The organism is Bacillus sp. PK3_68 (assembly GCF_003600835.1).
GTDB lineage: Bacteria > Bacillota > Bacilli > Bacillales > Domibacillaceae > Pseudobacillus.
Genome location: NZ_NQYC01000001.1, coordinates 3,624,636 through 3,639,259, shown reverse-complemented (window position 1 = coordinate 3,639,259; position 14,624 = coordinate 3,624,636). Strand labels below are relative to the sequence as shown.

At 37.9% G+C, this 14,624-nt stretch carries 22 protein-coding genes, 1 tRNA gene and 1 pseudogene; 10 read left to right on the top strand and 14 right to left on the bottom strand.

Translation table 11 applies throughout. From position 1 onward, the window contains the following. Positions 1-204: 204 nt before the first annotated feature. Positions 205-654 carry a helix-turn-helix domain-containing protein gene (locus CJ483_RS18380; protein WP_259455711.1) on the bottom strand — a complete coding sequence of 150 codons (450 nt, stop codon included), beginning with the start codon at positions 652-654 and terminating at the stop codon, positions 205-207. Positions 655-1,020: 366 nt separating this feature from the next. Here CJ483_RS18380 and CJ483_RS18375 point away from each other — a divergent pair, with 366 nt between their 5' ends. From CJ483_RS18375 to CJ483_RS18360, 4 genes are read left to right on the top strand one after another with little or no spacing between them, the layout of a single operon-like run. Further along, the gene (locus CJ483_RS18375; RefSeq protein WP_120036527.1) at positions 1,021-2,097 is read left to right on the top strand and encodes a replication initiation factor; all 1,077 of its coding nucleotides are present in this window, start codon (positions 1,021-1,023) and stop codon (positions 2,095-2,097) included. Between the two features lie 16 nt (positions 2,098-2,113). Continuing rightward, positions 2,114-2,311 carry a helix-turn-helix domain-containing protein gene (locus tag CJ483_RS18370; protein WP_120036526.1) on the top strand — a complete coding sequence of 66 codons (198 nt, stop codon included), beginning with the start codon at positions 2,114-2,116 and terminating at the stop codon, positions 2,309-2,311. After that, a complete protein-coding gene (locus CJ483_RS18365; RefSeq protein ID WP_120036525.1) occupies positions 2,312-3,421 on the top strand; it encodes a tyrosine-type recombinase/integrase in 1,110 nt (369 codons plus the stop codon). Between the two features lie 25 nt (positions 3,422-3,446). Next, positions 3,447-3,827, top strand: a complete 381-nt coding sequence (locus CJ483_RS18360) for a hypothetical protein (RefSeq protein WP_120036524.1) — start codon at positions 3,447-3,449, stop codon at positions 3,825-3,827. Positions 3,828-3,937: 110 nt separating this feature from the next. Here CJ483_RS18360 and CJ483_RS18355 read toward each other — a convergent pair whose 3' ends face one another. The 5 genes from CJ483_RS18355 to CJ483_RS18335 all read right to left on the bottom strand — a co-directional run bounded on the left by CJ483_RS18355 (position 3,938) and on the right by CJ483_RS18335 (position 7,173). Beyond that, entirely contained in the window at positions 3,938-4,543 is a 606-nt protein-coding gene (locus CJ483_RS18355; RefSeq protein WP_120036523.1) for a hypothetical protein, read from the bottom strand. Continuing rightward, the gene (locus CJ483_RS18350) at positions 4,536-5,249 is read right to left on the bottom strand and encodes a hypothetical protein (protein ID WP_120036522.1); all 714 of its coding nucleotides are present in this window, start codon (positions 5,247-5,249) and stop codon (positions 4,536-4,538) included. The genes CJ483_RS18355 and CJ483_RS18350 overlap by 8 nt, the downstream gene beginning before the upstream one ends. Positions 5,250-5,529: 280 nt before the next feature. Then, a tRNA-Val gene (locus CJ483_RS18345) sits at positions 5,530-5,602 on the bottom strand. 87 nt (positions 5,603-5,689) lie between these two features. Then, positions 5,690-6,388 (bottom strand): ABC transporter permease, encoded by a 699-nt coding sequence (locus CJ483_RS18340; protein WP_120036521.1) that lies wholly within the window; start codon positions 6,386-6,388, stop codon positions 5,690-5,692. Further along, a complete protein-coding gene (locus CJ483_RS18335) occupies positions 6,385-7,173 on the bottom strand; it encodes an ATP-binding cassette domain-containing protein (RefSeq protein ID WP_182917103.1) in 789 nt (262 codons plus the stop codon). Before CJ483_RS18335 ends, CJ483_RS18340 begins: the two co-directional genes overlap by 4 nt. 80 nt (positions 7,174-7,253) lie before the next feature. Between CJ483_RS18335 and CJ483_RS18330 the strand changes: the two genes are divergently transcribed. From CJ483_RS18330 to CJ483_RS18310, 5 genes are all read left to right on the top strand, one after another. Next, positions 7,254-7,481 (top strand): hypothetical protein, encoded by a 228-nt coding sequence (locus tag CJ483_RS18330; protein ID WP_120036519.1) that lies wholly within the window; start codon positions 7,254-7,256, stop codon positions 7,479-7,481. Positions 7,482-7,802: 321 nt separating this feature from the next. Next, entirely contained in the window at positions 7,803-8,528 is a 726-nt protein-coding gene (locus CJ483_RS18325) for an alpha/beta hydrolase (RefSeq protein ID WP_120036518.1), read from the top strand. Positions 8,529-8,634: 106 nt separating this feature from the next. Continuing rightward, on the top strand, positions 8,635-9,150 hold the full coding sequence (locus tag CJ483_RS18320; protein ID WP_120036517.1) for a YjcG family protein: 516 nt from the start codon (positions 8,635-8,637) through the stop codon (positions 9,148-9,150). 6 nt (positions 9,151-9,156) lie between these two features. Further along, positions 9,157-9,579, top strand: coding sequence for a GNAT family N-acetyltransferase (locus CJ483_RS18315; protein WP_120036516.1), 423 nt, complete (start codon positions 9,157-9,159; stop codon positions 9,577-9,579). Positions 9,580-9,736: 157 nt separating this feature from the next. Next, positions 9,737-10,887 (top strand): IS3 family transposase gene (locus CJ483_RS18310; protein ID WP_120031181.1). Its coding sequence is split into 2 segments (ribosomal slippage): positions 9,737-10,010 and positions 10,010-10,887, totalling 1,152 coding nucleotides; the frame shifts between segments, so codons are not numbered across the junction. Positions 10,888-10,974: 87 nt separating this feature from the next. Here CJ483_RS18310 and CJ483_RS18305 read toward each other — a convergent pair. From CJ483_RS18305 to CJ483_RS25530, 8 genes and pseudogenes are all read right to left on the bottom strand, one after another. Beyond that, the gene (locus CJ483_RS18305; RefSeq protein WP_120036515.1) at positions 10,975-11,238 is read right to left on the bottom strand and encodes a hypothetical protein; all 264 of its coding nucleotides are present in this window, start codon (positions 11,236-11,238) and stop codon (positions 10,975-10,977) included. A gap of 86 nt (positions 11,239-11,324) precedes the next feature. Then, positions 11,325-11,582 (bottom strand): sporulation-specific transcription regulator SpoVIF, encoded by a 258-nt coding sequence (spoVIF, locus tag CJ483_RS18300; RefSeq protein ID WP_120036514.1) that lies wholly within the window; start codon positions 11,580-11,582, stop codon positions 11,325-11,327. 185 nt (positions 11,583-11,767) lie between these two features. Beyond that, on the bottom strand, positions 11,768-11,917 hold the full coding sequence (locus CJ483_RS18295) for a YjcZ family sporulation protein (RefSeq protein ID WP_481747722.1): 150 nt from the start codon (positions 11,915-11,917) through the stop codon (positions 11,768-11,770). A 58-nt stretch (positions 11,918-11,975) separates the two neighbouring features. Beyond that, a complete protein-coding gene (gene spoVAE, locus CJ483_RS18290; protein WP_120036512.1) occupies positions 11,976-12,332 on the bottom strand; it encodes a stage V sporulation protein AE in 357 nt (118 codons plus the stop codon). A gap of 26 nt (positions 12,333-12,358) precedes the next feature. After that, positions 12,359-12,833: pseudogene (gene spoVAC, locus CJ483_RS18285) on the bottom strand (stage V sporulation protein AC). A gap of 12 nt (positions 12,834-12,845) precedes the next feature. Then, positions 12,846-13,298: a YhcN/YlaJ family sporulation lipoprotein gene (locus CJ483_RS18280; RefSeq protein ID WP_120036511.1), complete on the bottom strand. Its 453-nt coding sequence runs from the start codon at positions 13,296-13,298 to the stop codon at positions 12,846-12,848. Positions 13,299-13,541: 243 nt separating this feature from the next. After that, positions 13,542-13,748, bottom strand: a complete 207-nt coding sequence (locus CJ483_RS25535; protein ID WP_342754358.1) for a DUF1360 domain-containing protein — start codon at positions 13,746-13,748, stop codon at positions 13,542-13,544. Positions 13,749-13,786: 38 nt separating this feature from the next. Further along, a complete protein-coding gene (locus CJ483_RS25530) occupies positions 13,787-13,891 on the bottom strand; it encodes a DUF1360 domain-containing protein (RefSeq protein WP_342754574.1) in 105 nt (34 codons plus the stop codon). A 134-nt stretch (positions 13,892-14,025) separates the two neighbouring features. Here CJ483_RS25530 and CJ483_RS18270 point away from each other — a divergent pair, with 134 nt between their 5' ends. Continuing rightward, the gene (locus CJ483_RS18270; protein ID WP_120036510.1) at positions 14,026-14,517 is read left to right on the top strand and encodes a CotY/CotZ family spore coat protein; all 492 of its coding nucleotides are present in this window, start codon (positions 14,026-14,028) and stop codon (positions 14,515-14,517) included. Positions 14,518-14,624: the final 107 nt, after the last annotated feature.

Sequence of the window (14,624 nt, the reverse complement as noted above, 5' to 3'; positions counted from 1 at the left end):
ATTAAAATCTTATATTACATAGATTAAATAGATAGGACGTATCACAACCAATCAAAATTTTCTTGAAAATTAGGCAAAAAAATAAGATGATTCAGAATATATGATCATCTTACTAAATATACCACCAAATGACAATTTTCATGGTAAATATGTAATATTTTAAAAAGACTTTCTTCAACGGAAAGTACCTTACTACTGTCAAAATCATTGATAAATTAATTTGATCAAATCAATGATTTTTTTCTTGTCCTTTTGAGTTAACACTTTATCTTTAAAGTTAATTTTCATATTAGAATTCAATAAGCTTTCAATATCTAAGTTATTAGTTAGAAACTGAATTACCATTTCTTCCCCGTGTACCTTAATAAAATCCTGAATATAGGCACTAATTTGCGTAGCACCTACAAAATAATTGGTCAAAACCTCTTTATCAAACCCTGTGAGAACTTTGTCAGTACTAACGTTAAACTCCTGAGCAAGTTTTGCAATATCTTCAACAGTTGGTGTAGTATACTCTCTTTCCCAATTCGAGATCATTTGAGAAGAAACACCGATCCTTTTGGCTAACTCTTGTTGTGTCCATTTCATTTCTTTTCTTAAAGACTTGATATTAGATCCAATAGGAAAGCGTTGTATCATTTTTTTCTTATCCATAATACACCTCTTATAATTCTAACTAAATTTACTCTTATTTTATCACTACTAACGAGTTTCGATAATTTTTTTCATAAATATCTTGAACCTAGGGAGAGCTTTTAGTATTATCTTATTAACGGGTTTCGTTACTTCCCACCCATATTTTATGTATTTGTATTTTTTTAAGTATTAACTAACGAATCTCGTTACTTTTTTTTATATTCCGATATAGATAACGACCTTTTATAGCTAGCTGGACAGGTCTGTAAGAACTGTCCAGAAATATCTAATAAACGGGATGTATAAAGAATCTACTTTTCTATTCCCCGCACCCATATAACATGCGGGGTTCTAATTACAAATTTAAGACTAGGAGGAGATTTATTGATTATTAAAGGTATTGATACAGTAGAATTCGGAGTTGAGGTACCAGACTATTTTAACTCTTTAAAAAGTACATTGGACATCTTAGCTTCTCTTAAGTCAAAAGCTCAAGAAGAAACGAAAGAATGCGAAACTCAACTTAACGGATTAAGTTTAAAAGTACATAGGAATGGGATTCCTTTCTATGCTTATAAATTGTCATGCAATGATTTTCTAATGTATTTCATGGATAAAGAAGTCAAGAATACATCACCTATTAAAGTCCGATTTCTTGCTACATATCTTTGGTCAGTAGGTTTTACAAAAGCTGTTAATGACTTTTTAAATTGGCTAACTGGCTTAGGAATACGTATAACAACCACTAAGCTATCTAGAATAGATATTTGTGTGGATAGTGACGAAACACCTTTTAACAAAGAAGACATGGAACATGTAGTAACTAAAGCAAGAGGAAAAGCAAAGCATTTTGTAAACGATGAGTATTATAACGGCAGCGAATTTAGTGGTTTTACAATGGGGCGTGGTGATCCATTGCTAGCTCGTATTTATAACAAAACACTTGAGGTAAGATCCTCTCAAAAATTTTGGTTTTTTGATTTATGGAAAGAAAAGTTTTGGAAGGAAAGTAAACCTGTATGGAGAGTTGAATTTCAAATTAGAAGAAAATGCCTGAAAGAATTTGGCATCAATTCAATTGATGACTTTATTTTAAGAGAAAACAACATTTGGTCATACTTAACAGGCGAGTGGTTAACTTTGAAAACTCCAAGGCCTGATAAGAATAAAACTAGATGGCCATTAGATTCTCGATGGTTAGTTGTTCAAAATGCCGATTTAAATCAACGTTTCTCGCCTGCCATAAGAAAAAAAGTGAAAGTAGGAAATACAGAACAACTATTAGATCAAATTGCTGGTTTGCTTATATCAGTCGGAACTTTGAATAATCATGAGAGTTTAGAAATTACTGCTGAAATTGCAAGACTATGGACTGAATCAAAGTTATATAACAGAAACACTACCTTTAACGAGGAAAAGAAAAAAAGAAGTAAAAGATTCTTATCAAACCATTCGAGCTAAGATTAAGGAGACCTTTATGAATATATTAGAACAATATCCACCAGTACTAGATGTTACGCACGTTCAAGAAATACTAGGTATCGGAAGAAGACAAGCTTATGAATTAGTAAATTCAGGAGATTTTCACATCGTTCGTGTCGGCAGAAGAATTAAGGTATTAAAAACTGTTTTTATAAGTTGGCTTGAAGGCAGCTACTTGAAGGAGGAATTTTAATTGGCTGGCTCTGTCAAAAAGGATGGAAACACTTGGTACTATGTATTAGAGTTAGGAAAAGTTAATGGTAAGAGAAAGCAAAAGAAAAAGCGAGGTTTCAAAACAAAAAAAGAGGCTCAAAATGCTTTAATTGAAGCTGAACATTCTCTTTTAAAAAATGGCATATTTAGTGAGCCGTCCAAGATGCTTTACAAGGATTATTTGAATAATTGGCTTGACGATAAAAAGTTAATTATAAAAGAATCTACCTTTAAAACTTATAATTGGCTAATTGGTCGCTACATAATCCCATATCTCGGCCATTTGGAGATCTCAAAAATAACACCTATGGACATTCAAAAATTTTATAACGAACTTATTAACAAAGACATATTATCAAGAGAAAATGTACAAAAAATTCATTCCTTAATTAATGACTCTTTAAATAAGGCGGAGAGATGGGAGCTAGTAAAACGTAATGTTGCTTCTTTAGTTGATAGGCCTAGAGCATTTAAAAATGAATTAAAAGTATGGGACATTGAAGAAGTTAAAAGCTTTTTAACAGCAGCCCAATCTAGCAGATATTATATAGCTTTTCTATTAGCACTTACTACTGGAATGCGTCAAGGCGAAATACTGGCTCTCAGATGGAAAGATCTCGATTTTATTAGCAATACAGTGTCAATAAGACAAACTTTGAGTCACACAGGTAACAAAATAATTCCTGGAGCTAAAACTAGATCCGGCTTAAGAAGCATTACTCTTCCTCTTGAAACTATGAGTGCTTTGTCTAAACAGAAAAAGATTGTACAATATGAGAAAAGAATAGCAGATCTCATATACAATGATCATGATCTTATTGTATGCACCAATGTTGGCACACCATGTTCACCTAGAAATTTGTTGAGATCTTTTTACAGTTTAACAAAAAAAGCGAATGTAACTCGTATTCGCTTCCATGATTTAAGACATACACATGCAACTCTCTTATTAAAAGAGGGCATTCATCCTAAAGTAGTTGCTGAACGATTAGGGCATTCAAATATACGTATCACTTTAGATACATATAGTCATGTGTTGCCAACAATGCAGCTTGAGACTGCTAATAAAATAAATGAATTATTATTTTAAATAATTGTTAGAAAGGATGTATAAAATGACGAAACAATTTTTTAATTCTTTCTTAAAAGCAGGCATACCTGTTAATATTATTCAGGATGAGAGCTTAAGAGTTATTATTCAAGACGATGATCTTAAAAATGACGGATGGGAGTCAAGTATTAGAGCTATAAAACTTCTAATTGATACATTACCTATAGATTTTATCGAAAAAGATACGGAAGATTCTTTAATTAGCGAAAAAATTTCTTTATTCATATTAGACTGTGTCGACAGACTTTTGACAGATAGGGATATTGCCTCTCTGGTCTCTAATAAAAGTAATGTTGAAGCAACATCTCATTTTGCAAAATTAGTTAGTGAAGAAAGGCTTCTAAATAATATAGAATTTAAAAATTTCCTATACCGTTATAAATGAGAGATATAAATTTCCTTATGAATCTTCAACAGTTATAGTTCTAAATCGCTAACACATTCTGTATAAAACTTTTAGAATTAAAAAAGCTACTTTTAAAGTAGCCTTTTTAATTATCCAACTAAAGATACAGGAATGATTTCTTCCTTTGATTCACTTAATAAGTCACTCTGAACTTTAACGATGATTTGTCTGCTTGACCTTAGAAAATCATTTTCATTTTCTTTTCCTATACTAATGGATCTCAAAGCAATAAAGCTAATTCCATGTGATAATGAAATATTAAATTTAGATTTATCTGAATTCGCGGAGTCTCTTCTAATCCTTTCACTATTAAATATATATTCAATTTGTAGCTGTGAGGGATAAGATATTTCTATAGTTGCTTGAGGTTGAGCAGACAAACTCTCTTGTGATAATGATGCCTGCAATGCTAATATTACATCACCTTTGGATACATATTTTTCATCCTCATCTTCTTCAAGCTCTATTTCTCTTTGCAAAACGTAGAAATCTATATTATCTAATCGTCCTAATATAACGGAATTTTGGCTTACAAGCTTCCATACAACTAATAATAAAAAGGAATTTATTGTCAATATTATCCAAAGAATTTGTTTATCATTAATAAAGGCAACCACTAATGATACTATTGATGCTAGTCCTGCAATAATTACAAATACAGCATTAGCAGCAAGTTTATTTAATAAATTATTCAAGGGAAAAGCCTCCTTTTCCCATTTCCATTAATAGATCGCTAATGTTTTCAATTATACAAATAATATCATCTACATCGGGCGAATTATAAAGCGCTATTTTCCCAGCCTTATACACTTTGGCTTTCGTTTCTCTTAGACAATTGAATAAAACTGTAATCCCAGTTACTACGTTATCTGAAAAGTCGAAATTCATGTCAAGAGCCTTTCTAAAATCACCTGATATAGAAAATAACTGTTTATCATTATTAGAACGGAAAGAGGACTGAAACAAATCCAAAGTAAAGTTTGATCCTATTAACTGATAAAAAAATTCATTGTTAAAGGTTATTTTTTTCAAATTTGTATTTAACAACGTTTCCAGGTAAGGTAATACTTCTCTTAATAGTGCGCCGGATTTTATAAACAAATAGATAAATGAATAATTTGAATGAATCCATACTGAAACATTTGCTACAGTTGTAATTTTTTTTACCACACTATGTATTTCCCCAGACTCATCTAGTTCTTCGGTTTTTATCTCTTTTACAGTCTCCCATCTAAGCTCTATTTCCGATATGTTGGAGTCTATTTTATTTGTTTTAATAAAAATTTTTCGGCCATCAAAGTACAACTCTGGATTTAGTATATCTTCTAATACTTGTTGAGTTGAAGAATGGAATGGAGCTTCAATAATATAGAATGATCTTAACTGTTTACTGTTTAACAAGAGATTGCCCTCCTAGATCTATATAACACTTCATAATAACAATTTACCATATTTACGTAGAAGAAGATAAACCTTTTAGCCTTTAGAAAAAAACTTCACCTCTATAAAATGAGTGAGAATGAAGTTCTCACTCATTTTATAGAGGCCAGCAAGCGAAGCGCGGTAGTAAATAGGTTATTTCATATTAGGAGTGACCAATTGGTGACCAATTCCCCCTTTTTGTGCTTTAAGGGTATGAGGACAAAATAAAAAAGCCCTTGAAATCAAGGACTTTTTGGTATGATTCCGACTGGGTTCGAACCAGCGACCTCTACCCTGTCAAGGTAGCGCTCTCCCAGCTGAGCTACGGAATCGTTCAACTGACAAGTTCTATTCTATGAAAATTCTGGTCAGTTGTCAACGGATATTTTGTTTTTCTTGGAGAAGTTTTCTATTGGTTATTAATTTACTTTTTCTCTCATCAAAAACAGACTTCTTAATACTATGAATCCAATAATCACGTAAGCTACACTCCAGACAATCCCTACCGGATGGTCATACATTCCTTCTTTTATCGTATTGGACACTGCCGTCACAGGTGGCAGGATAAAAACGATCCACTTTAATGCTTCTGGAAGCACATCCATGATTTTAGAGCCAGCAATGGCCGCACAGACGACAAAGGCGCTGCCGCTCCACGAGTATTTTTTCCCGCCCATGCTAGTGGCGCTAAAGAGGCTGCCTGTAAAGAGACCTAACATCACAAAAACAATGTGACCGTATAAAAAGAGACCTATGCGTTCGCTTGTAAGCGGTTCTGCGAAGATTCCTAACACTATCGGCATCATAAATGAAACAGCCGCGAGTATGAGGCCGCCCAAAAAAACGACGACCATTTTGCCGTAAAGAAAGTGTTCTCTTTTTTGCATATACGAGAGCAAGATGAGTTTTTCACTGTCTTTTTCCAAGTTAAAAACGATCATGGTGAGCCATACCACTACTGGATAGAGAAAGAACGCCGAGATCGAGTGGCTGTCAGCGATCGGCAAGTTTTGATAAGAGTATTGACTAAAGAGCCAGGCCACATACAAAATTGCTGGCGGCATCCATTTCAGTGAGTGAAATAGAGAGAGCATCTGATAAGTAACAAATGTTTTCATCGTTCTTCCTTCTCCTTCACTTCGATAATATGCCCGCTGTTTTTCAGAATCTCGCCGATCGTTTTATCTGACTCTGTTTCTTCAACAGTCAGCCGGTAAGTATCACCCACTAATTGAACAGCCTTCAGTCTGTTTTCATTCATTCGATAGGTAATCTCCATCAGATGGCTCGTTCGCTGTACAGGTGAGAGTGAGGTAAGATGACCATTCTCTAGAATAGCGATATGTGTAGCGAGCTGATAAGCCAGCTCGGTTTCATGAAGGGTGAATACAATTGTCCCTTTCCACTCCATCAACAAACTAGCCGCTATCTGAACACTGCTTTCATCCATGCCGGTGAACGGTTCATCGAGAAAAAGCACCTCTGCCTTTTTCATTAAAGCCTGGATAAAGCCAGCTTTTTGCTTCGTTCCCTTCGAACATTTTTTTAATGGAGTATCTAGAAAAGGTTCAAGCCCGAACAGCCTCGCATAGTGAGCCGCCTTCTCTCCTTCCTGTCTGCGGTCCATCCCGGCGAGCAGCTGCAAATAGTTCTTCACGGTGAATGAAAGATGCTCAGGAAAGTGCTCCGGCACATAGGCATACGAGGTGAAATTCCGTTGAATTCTTCCAGTCTGCGGTTCGCTGATTCCTGCCAGCAGCTTAATAAGTGAGCTTTTTCCTGAACCATTGGCTCCCATGACAGCAACAGACACTCCCGTTTCTACCTCCATCGTTATCCTCTTTAAAATATCTTTCCCATTCACCGAAAATCCAGCTTCTGTTGCCTCAATTATTTTCCCCATGTCTTCCCCCTTAATGTTGTTATTTGATTTGCATAAAGAACGCATGTTCGTATATAATAAGAACAAGGAGCTGATCTTACATGAATGCTTTATTACTGCGAAGCCAGCGTGAAAATTTGCCTCTTGTCATTATGTATCAGGCTCAGGACGGCACGATCACAAGACGCAATATTGTTGTGAAGTCCCTTTCGTCATCTGCTGTCTATGTCTACTGCTTTTATCGCAAACAAAATCGGCGCTTTTTGCTTTCTAATATACTTGCGGCTTATCCCGCTTCCATTTTAAGAAGAAACAGCCAATCCGCCTAATTTTTCTCACGGCTTCTCTATGCGTAGGCAAAAGCTGATTGAGAACGCTTATTTTTCAACCCTAACGTTCATAAGCAACAAGGAAAGCGCGCCTTTGTTAATAGTCTAAGCCGGCCTGATTTTTCAGGGCGGCTTTTTTATTTTATTATAGTAAAAAAATCCATTTGTGAACAATGCTGGATAACCGTTAAGGTACAGATACTGCAACTATTCCAATTACGAGCGGGTAGCCCTTAGTTTAGGAAGGCTTCATCCCTTACTGCCCGGCTCAATTGTGCTAAAATCAAAGATGGATAACTATTAATTATTTGGAGGTTCGCTATGGCGATAAAGCGCGGCACAATCACAGATGAAACGATTTATTCGAAGGAGCTTGATGAGGAAATCGAGCTGCTTGTATACCTTCCAGCGAATTTTTCCCCGTTATATAAATATTCGCTGTTAATTGCCCAAGATGGGAAAGACTATTTTCAGATGGGGCGTATTCCGCGTATAGCCGATGAACTGCTCGCGGAAGAACAAATTGAGAATCTCATTATTGTCGGTGTTCCTTATCGAAATGCGGAAGACCGATGGCAAAAATATCATCCGGACGGGCAAAAACAGGAAGCGTACATTCGCTTTTTAGCGCACGAGCTCGTGCCATTTCTAGATGAAAAGTATCCTGGCTATCATGTTGGCTACGGACGGGCACTTGCTGGTGACTCACTGGCAGCTACGGTCTCCCTAATGGCTGCCCTGCGCTATCCGCATACGTTCGGGAAAGTAATTATGCACTCTCCACATGTGGATGACAAGGTCATGAATGCTGTCAGTGAAGCAGAGGATTATAAACACCTGAGCCTTTACCATGTCATTGGTCTGGAAGAAACAAAAGTTACGAGAATGAATGGAGAAACCGATGATTTCCTGACACCGAACCGCTCGCTTCACGACCTTTTTTACGAGAAAGGCTTTGAGTGCTTTTATGATGAATTCCAAGGGGGACATACATGGAAATTTTGGCAGCCTGACTTAAAACGCGCATTGCTCACAATGTTTGAATAAAAACATTTTCGCAGAAAAGTGTCTTTTCTATGGAATATTGAGAAAATTTGTTATAATAGAAAGATGATTCATAATTATTTTTTATTTATAAGGAGTGAGAAAGAACATGAAACTAGGTATCGTTATTTTCCCATCAAAAAAACTTCAGGATCTCGCTAATTCCTACCGAAAGCGATATGACCCTCACTATGCACTCGTTCCGCCTCACATTACACTAAAAAGTGCATTTGAAGCCGATGAAAGCGATCTAAAGCACTTAACAAGCCAGCTAGAAGAAGTCGCTAAAAAACATCAGCCATTCTCGTTCCACCTCAGCAAAGTAAAGACTTTCCATCCATTGAATAATGTGATTTACTGGAAAGTTGATCCAAGTGATTCATTGACTGCCTTGAATGAAGATTTGTATCAAGAGGATATGATTGGCGGCAAGCCTGAATATGCCTTTGTGCCTCACCTAACTATTGGACAAAAGCTGTCAAACTTGGAGCACGATGATGTGTACAATTCTTTGAAAATGACAGACATTGACCATGAAGAAACAGTGGATCGTTTTCATTTGCTTTACCAGCTGGAAAACGGTTCATGGACAGTATATGAAACATTCTTACTCGGAAAGGGATAATCACTAGTGAAAGTAATTACTGTAAAAAACGAGCAGGAACGTGAACACGCTTATGACGTCCGCAAGAAGGTCTTTGTAGAAGAACAGCGTGTTCCTCTCGATATAGAGATTGATGAATATGAAGATTCCGCGGTACATTTCGTTTTATATGATGAGAACAAGCCATGTGGAGCCGGACGTTTCCGCATAAAAGACGGCCTTGGCAAAGCAGAGCGTATTTGTATTTTACCTGATTACCGCGGTAAAGGAGCCGGACGTCTAATTATGGAAGCCGTCGAGGCGCAAGCGAGAGAGCAAAAGGTCCCAGCTTTGAAACTCGATGCCCAGGTGCATGCCATCCCATTTTATGAACGTCTCGGTTATGAAATTATCTCAGAAGAATTCATGGATGCCGGCATTCCACACAAATCCATGAAAAAAGATTTTTAACTACAAATCCTCTCTTATCTATATAAGAACCAGATGCTAAACAAAAAAGCTGTTCCACTTAGACGTGGACTGACCCCATAAAGTGAGACAAATAAAAAACACCTTTAAGTTGAAAACGAGTATGGGATACTCGAAAATAACTTGGAGGTGTTTTTCTATGGGGACAAGAGTCAGTTATCCAGCGGAAGTAAAAATGAAGGCTGTAAAAATGAGATTAGCTGGGGTGCCGGTCAAAGAAGTCTTAAAGGAATTAAACATTCGAAATAAGACACAGCTTAAAACATGGATGAAATGGTACAAAGCAGGCGAGTTTCATCGATTTGAACAGCCAGTGGGCAAGCAGTATTCCTTCGGAAAAGGGGCTGAGTATGAAAGTGAAACAGAGAAACTGAAGGAAGAAAATCGGTATTTGAAACAGCAGATTGAAGTACTAAAAAAGTACAAAGAATTGGAGAGGAAGTGGTCCCAGAAACAGCTGTAGAATTAGTAAAAGAACTCCAAACCAGCATGCCCGTCAGGGAAATATGCCGGCATCTCGGCATTGCTAGATCCACTTATTATCGCTGGAAGAGCAGGAGCCGGAAAGAAACAGCCAGGCAGATCGTTGAACGAAAAATCGGCACGTTGTGCCGGGACCTTAAGTTTCGATATGGTTATCGTAAAATCACGGCCTTATTAAAACGAGAGATGTCGATTAACCATAAAGCGGTACAGCGTGTAATGCAGAAGTATGGCTGGCAGTGCCGGGTAAAAGTGAAGAAACGCAAACGAACAGGACAGCCCTGTCATATTTCCGATAACCTGTTAAAAGGAGATTTCCAGGCAAATCAGCCTCTTCAAAAGCTCGTCACAGATATTACATACTTGCCTTTTGGCCAGAAACAGCTGTATCTTTCAAGTATTCAGGATTTATTTAACGGCGAAATCATTGCCTATTCTTTAGGAAGCTGCCAGAATACAGATTTTGTGCTACATACGCTGGCCCAGCTGCCACCCCTCCCAGAGGGATGCATTCTGCACAGCGATCAGGGATCTGTGTACACATCTTATGCTTATCAGCAGGCAGTCAAAGAAAAAGGCATTACCATGAGTATGTCCCGGAAAGGGACACCCTCTGATAATGCCTCCATCGAATCGTTTCATTCCTCGCTAAAGTCTGAAACGTTCTATCTCGACGAGTTGACAAGCACTACGACGGCTATCGTAGAGCAAACTGTCGAAAGCTATATTCACTATTATAACCATATCCGTATTCAAGCGAAACTAAACAACCAGCCACCGGTCAAGTATCGGCAGCTGGCTGCTTAAAGGTGTTTTGATCCCTGTCTCAAAAATAGGGGTCAGTCCCGACGAGTGGAACAGCTTTTTTCTATGGACCGAAAACCTGGCTTTAAGCTAGGCAAACCTATCAATTTGTACACCTTTGCCGCTTATTTTTGCAAGGTGGACCTGGAAAGCTTCATATTCTTTTTTCTTTGATAGACGGGCCTCTGTACGATCATCCGAAGCCATCGTTGCATCAGAATTGTTATCAAGTATCTTGCTAAAAGAAACTCTTTCTACAGGATCAATGGATGAATAGCTATCACCAACATGATTCACTACGCGTTCTTGATACTGATTGTATTGATATTGCGGGATCGGCAGGATGTAGCCCATTTTTCTTTTCTCCTCTCTTCACAAAACTTTTTTCTTCTTTACCCAAGTTTTAAATAAATTAAACTTTTTTTTGAATTTTCCTTCTTTTATTTCTTTTTATTTAACATATCTGTAATTGTTTGCATATCAAGCTTTTGTCCATCTTTTACAATTGACTGTACAATCTGGTCTTCGAGCTGTTGCGGTACAGGCTTGTTAGCAAGGGCTGATACCCGTTTAATAATCCCCCGAACTGTCCGTTCATCTTTAAAGTTAGCATTTTGCAAAGAATTTGCCAGCTCCATGATGTCTTTCATCCGCACGCCTGTTTTTTGTTCAATATTTTTAAAAAACCCATTTTCCAACTTGGTTCATCCCCCTTCTGTTCTTTTTCATCTTATGCTCCATTTTCAAAAAAGTTCATCATGATGAACACAGAAAAACAGCCTGTCCTTTGCTTAGAAAAGAGGGATCTTCTATTTATTGAAACAGCAAAAAAGCTAACGTAAATGGAATGTTGCATGGTCCGTTTACGTCAGCTCGACAGCCATTAGCAGGCGTAAAAGCTTGCTCCGACAATAATTAACAAAATGAAAAGCACCACAATCAACACGAATGTTGATGTTCCACGGTAGCCGTAATTAGAGCCGCAACCACCATATCCGTAACCATAGCTCATTTTTATCACCTCGCTTTTCATCTTTACACTGTTACTATATGAGGAAAACGAGGATGCGTTTGGGCAAATGACATGAAGATTAACCTTTTGGCTTAAATACAGCGGCACCGATAAATCCAAAAACAATCGCTGCAGAAATCCCGGAGCTCGTGACTTCAAACATACCGGTCAGAACACCGACCAGACCATGCCTCTCTGCTTCCTGCATCGCCCCCGCAACAAGCGAGTTTCCAAAGCTTGTAATTGGAATGGTCGCCCCTGCTCCGGCAAAATCAATTAATGGCTCATACAAGTCAAAGCCGGCAAGAATAGCCCCTGCCACTACCAATGTGCTAAGCGTATGGCCTGGTGTTAGCTTGCCCACATCCATCATTAGCTGTCCGATCACACAAATCAGACCGCCGATGACAAAAGCCCAAAAAAACATTGCCAGCATTTTTTCTTCTCCTTCCTTATAATGAATTACAGCCCGCCCCACTGCATCAGAATAGTCTTGATTAACGCTATAACAAATGCGGCAAATACGCCGAACAGTATAACCGAACCAGCCAGCTTAAACATATTCCCTCCGACCCCTAACACGAAGCCTTCTGTTCGATGTTCGATCGCTGCAGAGATCACCGCATTTCCAAACCCTGACACAGGTACAGAGCTTCCTGCTCCGGCATACTGCCCCAAATGATCATAAATGCCAAACCCCGTCAACAGCATAGCAAGAAACACCACAGTGGCTACTGTTGGATTGCCAGCTGTTTGTTCAGTAAAGTTAAAAAAGTAAATAAAGAAATAAGTAATCGCCTGACCAATCGTGCAAATCACTCCACCAACAAAAAAGCACGCAAGCAATTTTTAAGAACCGGCCGCTTTAACTCATGCTTCTGATTGAGTTTATCGTACTGTTGCTGGGTAGGTGTCTTTTTTCATTGTTGTTAGCCATAGGTCCTCTCCTTTATGTCCGCTCTTGTTTTAATTTAATAATTTCATGAAGCCGCTTGTCCGCTTCTTTATCATTTGTTTTGCCGGAATCGATATCTTCGCGAAGACGGACCGCTTCAAGAAAAATTTTATAATCGCTTGATACGATAAAGGTTTCCTGACCATATTCCTTTTCAAGACGCTCTTTTAAGTTTTTTTCAATTTTCTTCATTTGAAAACGGTCCAAATGACGGACTTTGTAAGCAACAAGGATATTATGGTCTCCTTTAATAACAGCAGCATCGTAAATTTCTTTTATCGCTTCTACTTCTTTACGGATATTTTCCACAGAAACCCCGTTTTTTTCAATTTGTATTGGCTCCGGATTCGTTGTTTTTAGTAAAGCAAGCCGGCTGTCGTCCCTTTCTTTCTGAAAGCCACATCCCGCCAGTAATACAGCTGCCAATACATAAATGACCGCCTTCATGTTCTTCCTCCATTCTTCTTTCATTTACCGCTTAGTTTTTTCTGTTTTTCTGTTTTTATTTATCCAAAAGAAAAAACCGCCCTCATTGAGACGGTTTTTTTTTCTTTTTCTTCTTTCCTGTACAGCCGCATGATTTCTTTTTCGGTTTTTTATTTCCGTAATTCGGGTTTAGATACTCATTCATTCATTGTTCACATCCTTTTCTCTCTATCACATTATTGTATGATGTCACATATAAATGAGTTAATCTGATTCCCTAATCAATCGCTGTACAACCGACTCAATTAATGCGGCACCACCGGCTACAGCAAGAATAATTAAAAAGAACCATCCAATTGGCGGAAAAAATAGATAGAGCAAGCAGCAAAAAGCAGAAGCCCATACTCCAGTGCACCAATAGCAGCTCAGCATGCGTCCAATCCATCCCCTCAACCCATGGGGCCTTGGCACAATAAATAGTTCCTTTTCCCCTGTTTCTGTAGTTTCTTCTACTTCAATAAAAAGGGAGCTCGAAACCTCTCCATAATATCATCGAAGACGAGCAGTCTTGTCAGCCTGAAAGACGAAAGGAAAAGAACAACAAGATCGAGCATTGTAATAGTCATCGTTTATCCTTTCTTTTCATACACAAATTTTCCTGTTAAACACGGCAATTGTCCGTACCCATTTGGCATAAACGCCATATGTTAATAATGTAAGAAAATAACCCGAAGAAAGGAGCTTACTCATGAGCTGTAAATGCAACGATAACCATTCTAGTTGTGTTTGTGAAGTTCTGCGAGCTATCCAAGATCTTCAAGATGCAGCAGACCGTGATGATTGCAGGGGCTGTAAAGATTGTTTGACGGAACCTCTTGGCGATTTAGCTGGTGTCCGCGATATAGCCGATACCCGTGTTTTCACATTAACATTAAAAGACGGTTCCCCATTCTTTGCTTTCTTTAAGTCCAAAGACTCTGACCACGGCCACTGTGATGCTTGCGTTTCTATATTCTTCCGCGTGGAAGAGGTGTTCGATAACTGCTGTGCGCGTCTTCGTGTGTTGAAACCAATAAAAGATCATAGAGCAGTCAATCTTGCAGAAGGATCTGGTATTGATCTCTGCAAGGTGTGTGAAGTGGAAGATTTCGAAAAAACATTCAGCTGCATTACTGTTGATTTAAATTGCTTCTGCGCTGTTCAATGCATCAAAGATATTGATTTAGATATTTGCGACTAGTGAAAAAAGAAAAGCAGCGGTTGTTGCCGTTGCTTTTTCATTTGTAAACTGGAGCTCCATCCATTCATATTCTGATAAACCTCTCTTAATTATTTACGATTCTAAAG

Excerpts from the sequence above, each read along its gene's own strand:
- CJ483_RS18340 (WP_120036521.1), bottom strand. The coding sequence starts at position 6,388 with ATGAAAACATTTGTTACTTATCAGATGCTCTCTCTATTTCACTCACTG.
- CJ483_RS18295 (WP_481747722.1), bottom strand. The coding sequence starts at position 11,917 with ATGAAAAGCGAGGTGATAAAAATGAGCTATGGTTACGGATATGGTGGT.
- CJ483_RS18270 (WP_120036510.1), top strand. The coding sequence starts at position 14,026 with ATGAGCTGTAAATGCAACGATAACCATTCTAGTTGTGTTTGTGAAGTT.
- CJ483_RS18305 (WP_120036515.1), bottom strand. The coding sequence starts at position 11,238 with ATGGGCTACATCCTGCCGATCCCGCAATATCAATACAATCAGTATCAA.
- CJ483_RS18280 (WP_120036511.1), bottom strand. The coding sequence starts at position 13,298 with ATGAAGGCGGTCATTTATGTATTGGCAGCTGTATTACTGGCGGGATGT.
- spoVAE (WP_120036512.1), bottom strand. The coding sequence starts at position 12,332 with ATGCTGGCAATGTTTTTTTGGGCTTTTGTCATCGGCGGTCTGATTTGT.
- CJ483_RS18325 (WP_120036518.1), top strand. The coding sequence starts at position 7,803 with ATGGCGATAAAGCGCGGCACAATCACAGATGAAACGATTTATTCGAAG.
- CJ483_RS18370 (WP_120036526.1), top strand. The coding sequence starts at position 2,114 with ATGAATATATTAGAACAATATCCACCAGTACTAGATGTTACGCACGTT.
- CJ483_RS18320 (WP_120036517.1), top strand. The coding sequence starts at position 8,635 with ATGAAACTAGGTATCGTTATTTTCCCATCAAAAAAACTTCAGGATCTC.
- CJ483_RS18330 (WP_120036519.1), top strand. The coding sequence starts at position 7,254 with ATGAATGCTTTATTACTGCGAAGCCAGCGTGAAAATTTGCCTCTTGTC.
- CJ483_RS18380 (WP_259455711.1), bottom strand. The coding sequence starts at position 654 with ATGGATAAGAAAAAAATGATACAACGCTTTCCTATTGGATCTAATATC.
- CJ483_RS18335 (WP_182917103.1), bottom strand. The coding sequence starts at position 7,173 with ATGGGGAAAATAATTGAGGCAACAGAAGCTGGATTTTCGGTGAATGGG.
- CJ483_RS25530 (WP_342754574.1), bottom strand. The coding sequence starts at position 13,891 with ATGCTCGATCTTGTTGTTCTTTTCCTTTCGTCTTTCAGGCTGACAAGA.
- CJ483_RS18360 (WP_120036524.1), top strand. The coding sequence starts at position 3,447 with ATGACGAAACAATTTTTTAATTCTTTCTTAAAAGCAGGCATACCTGTT.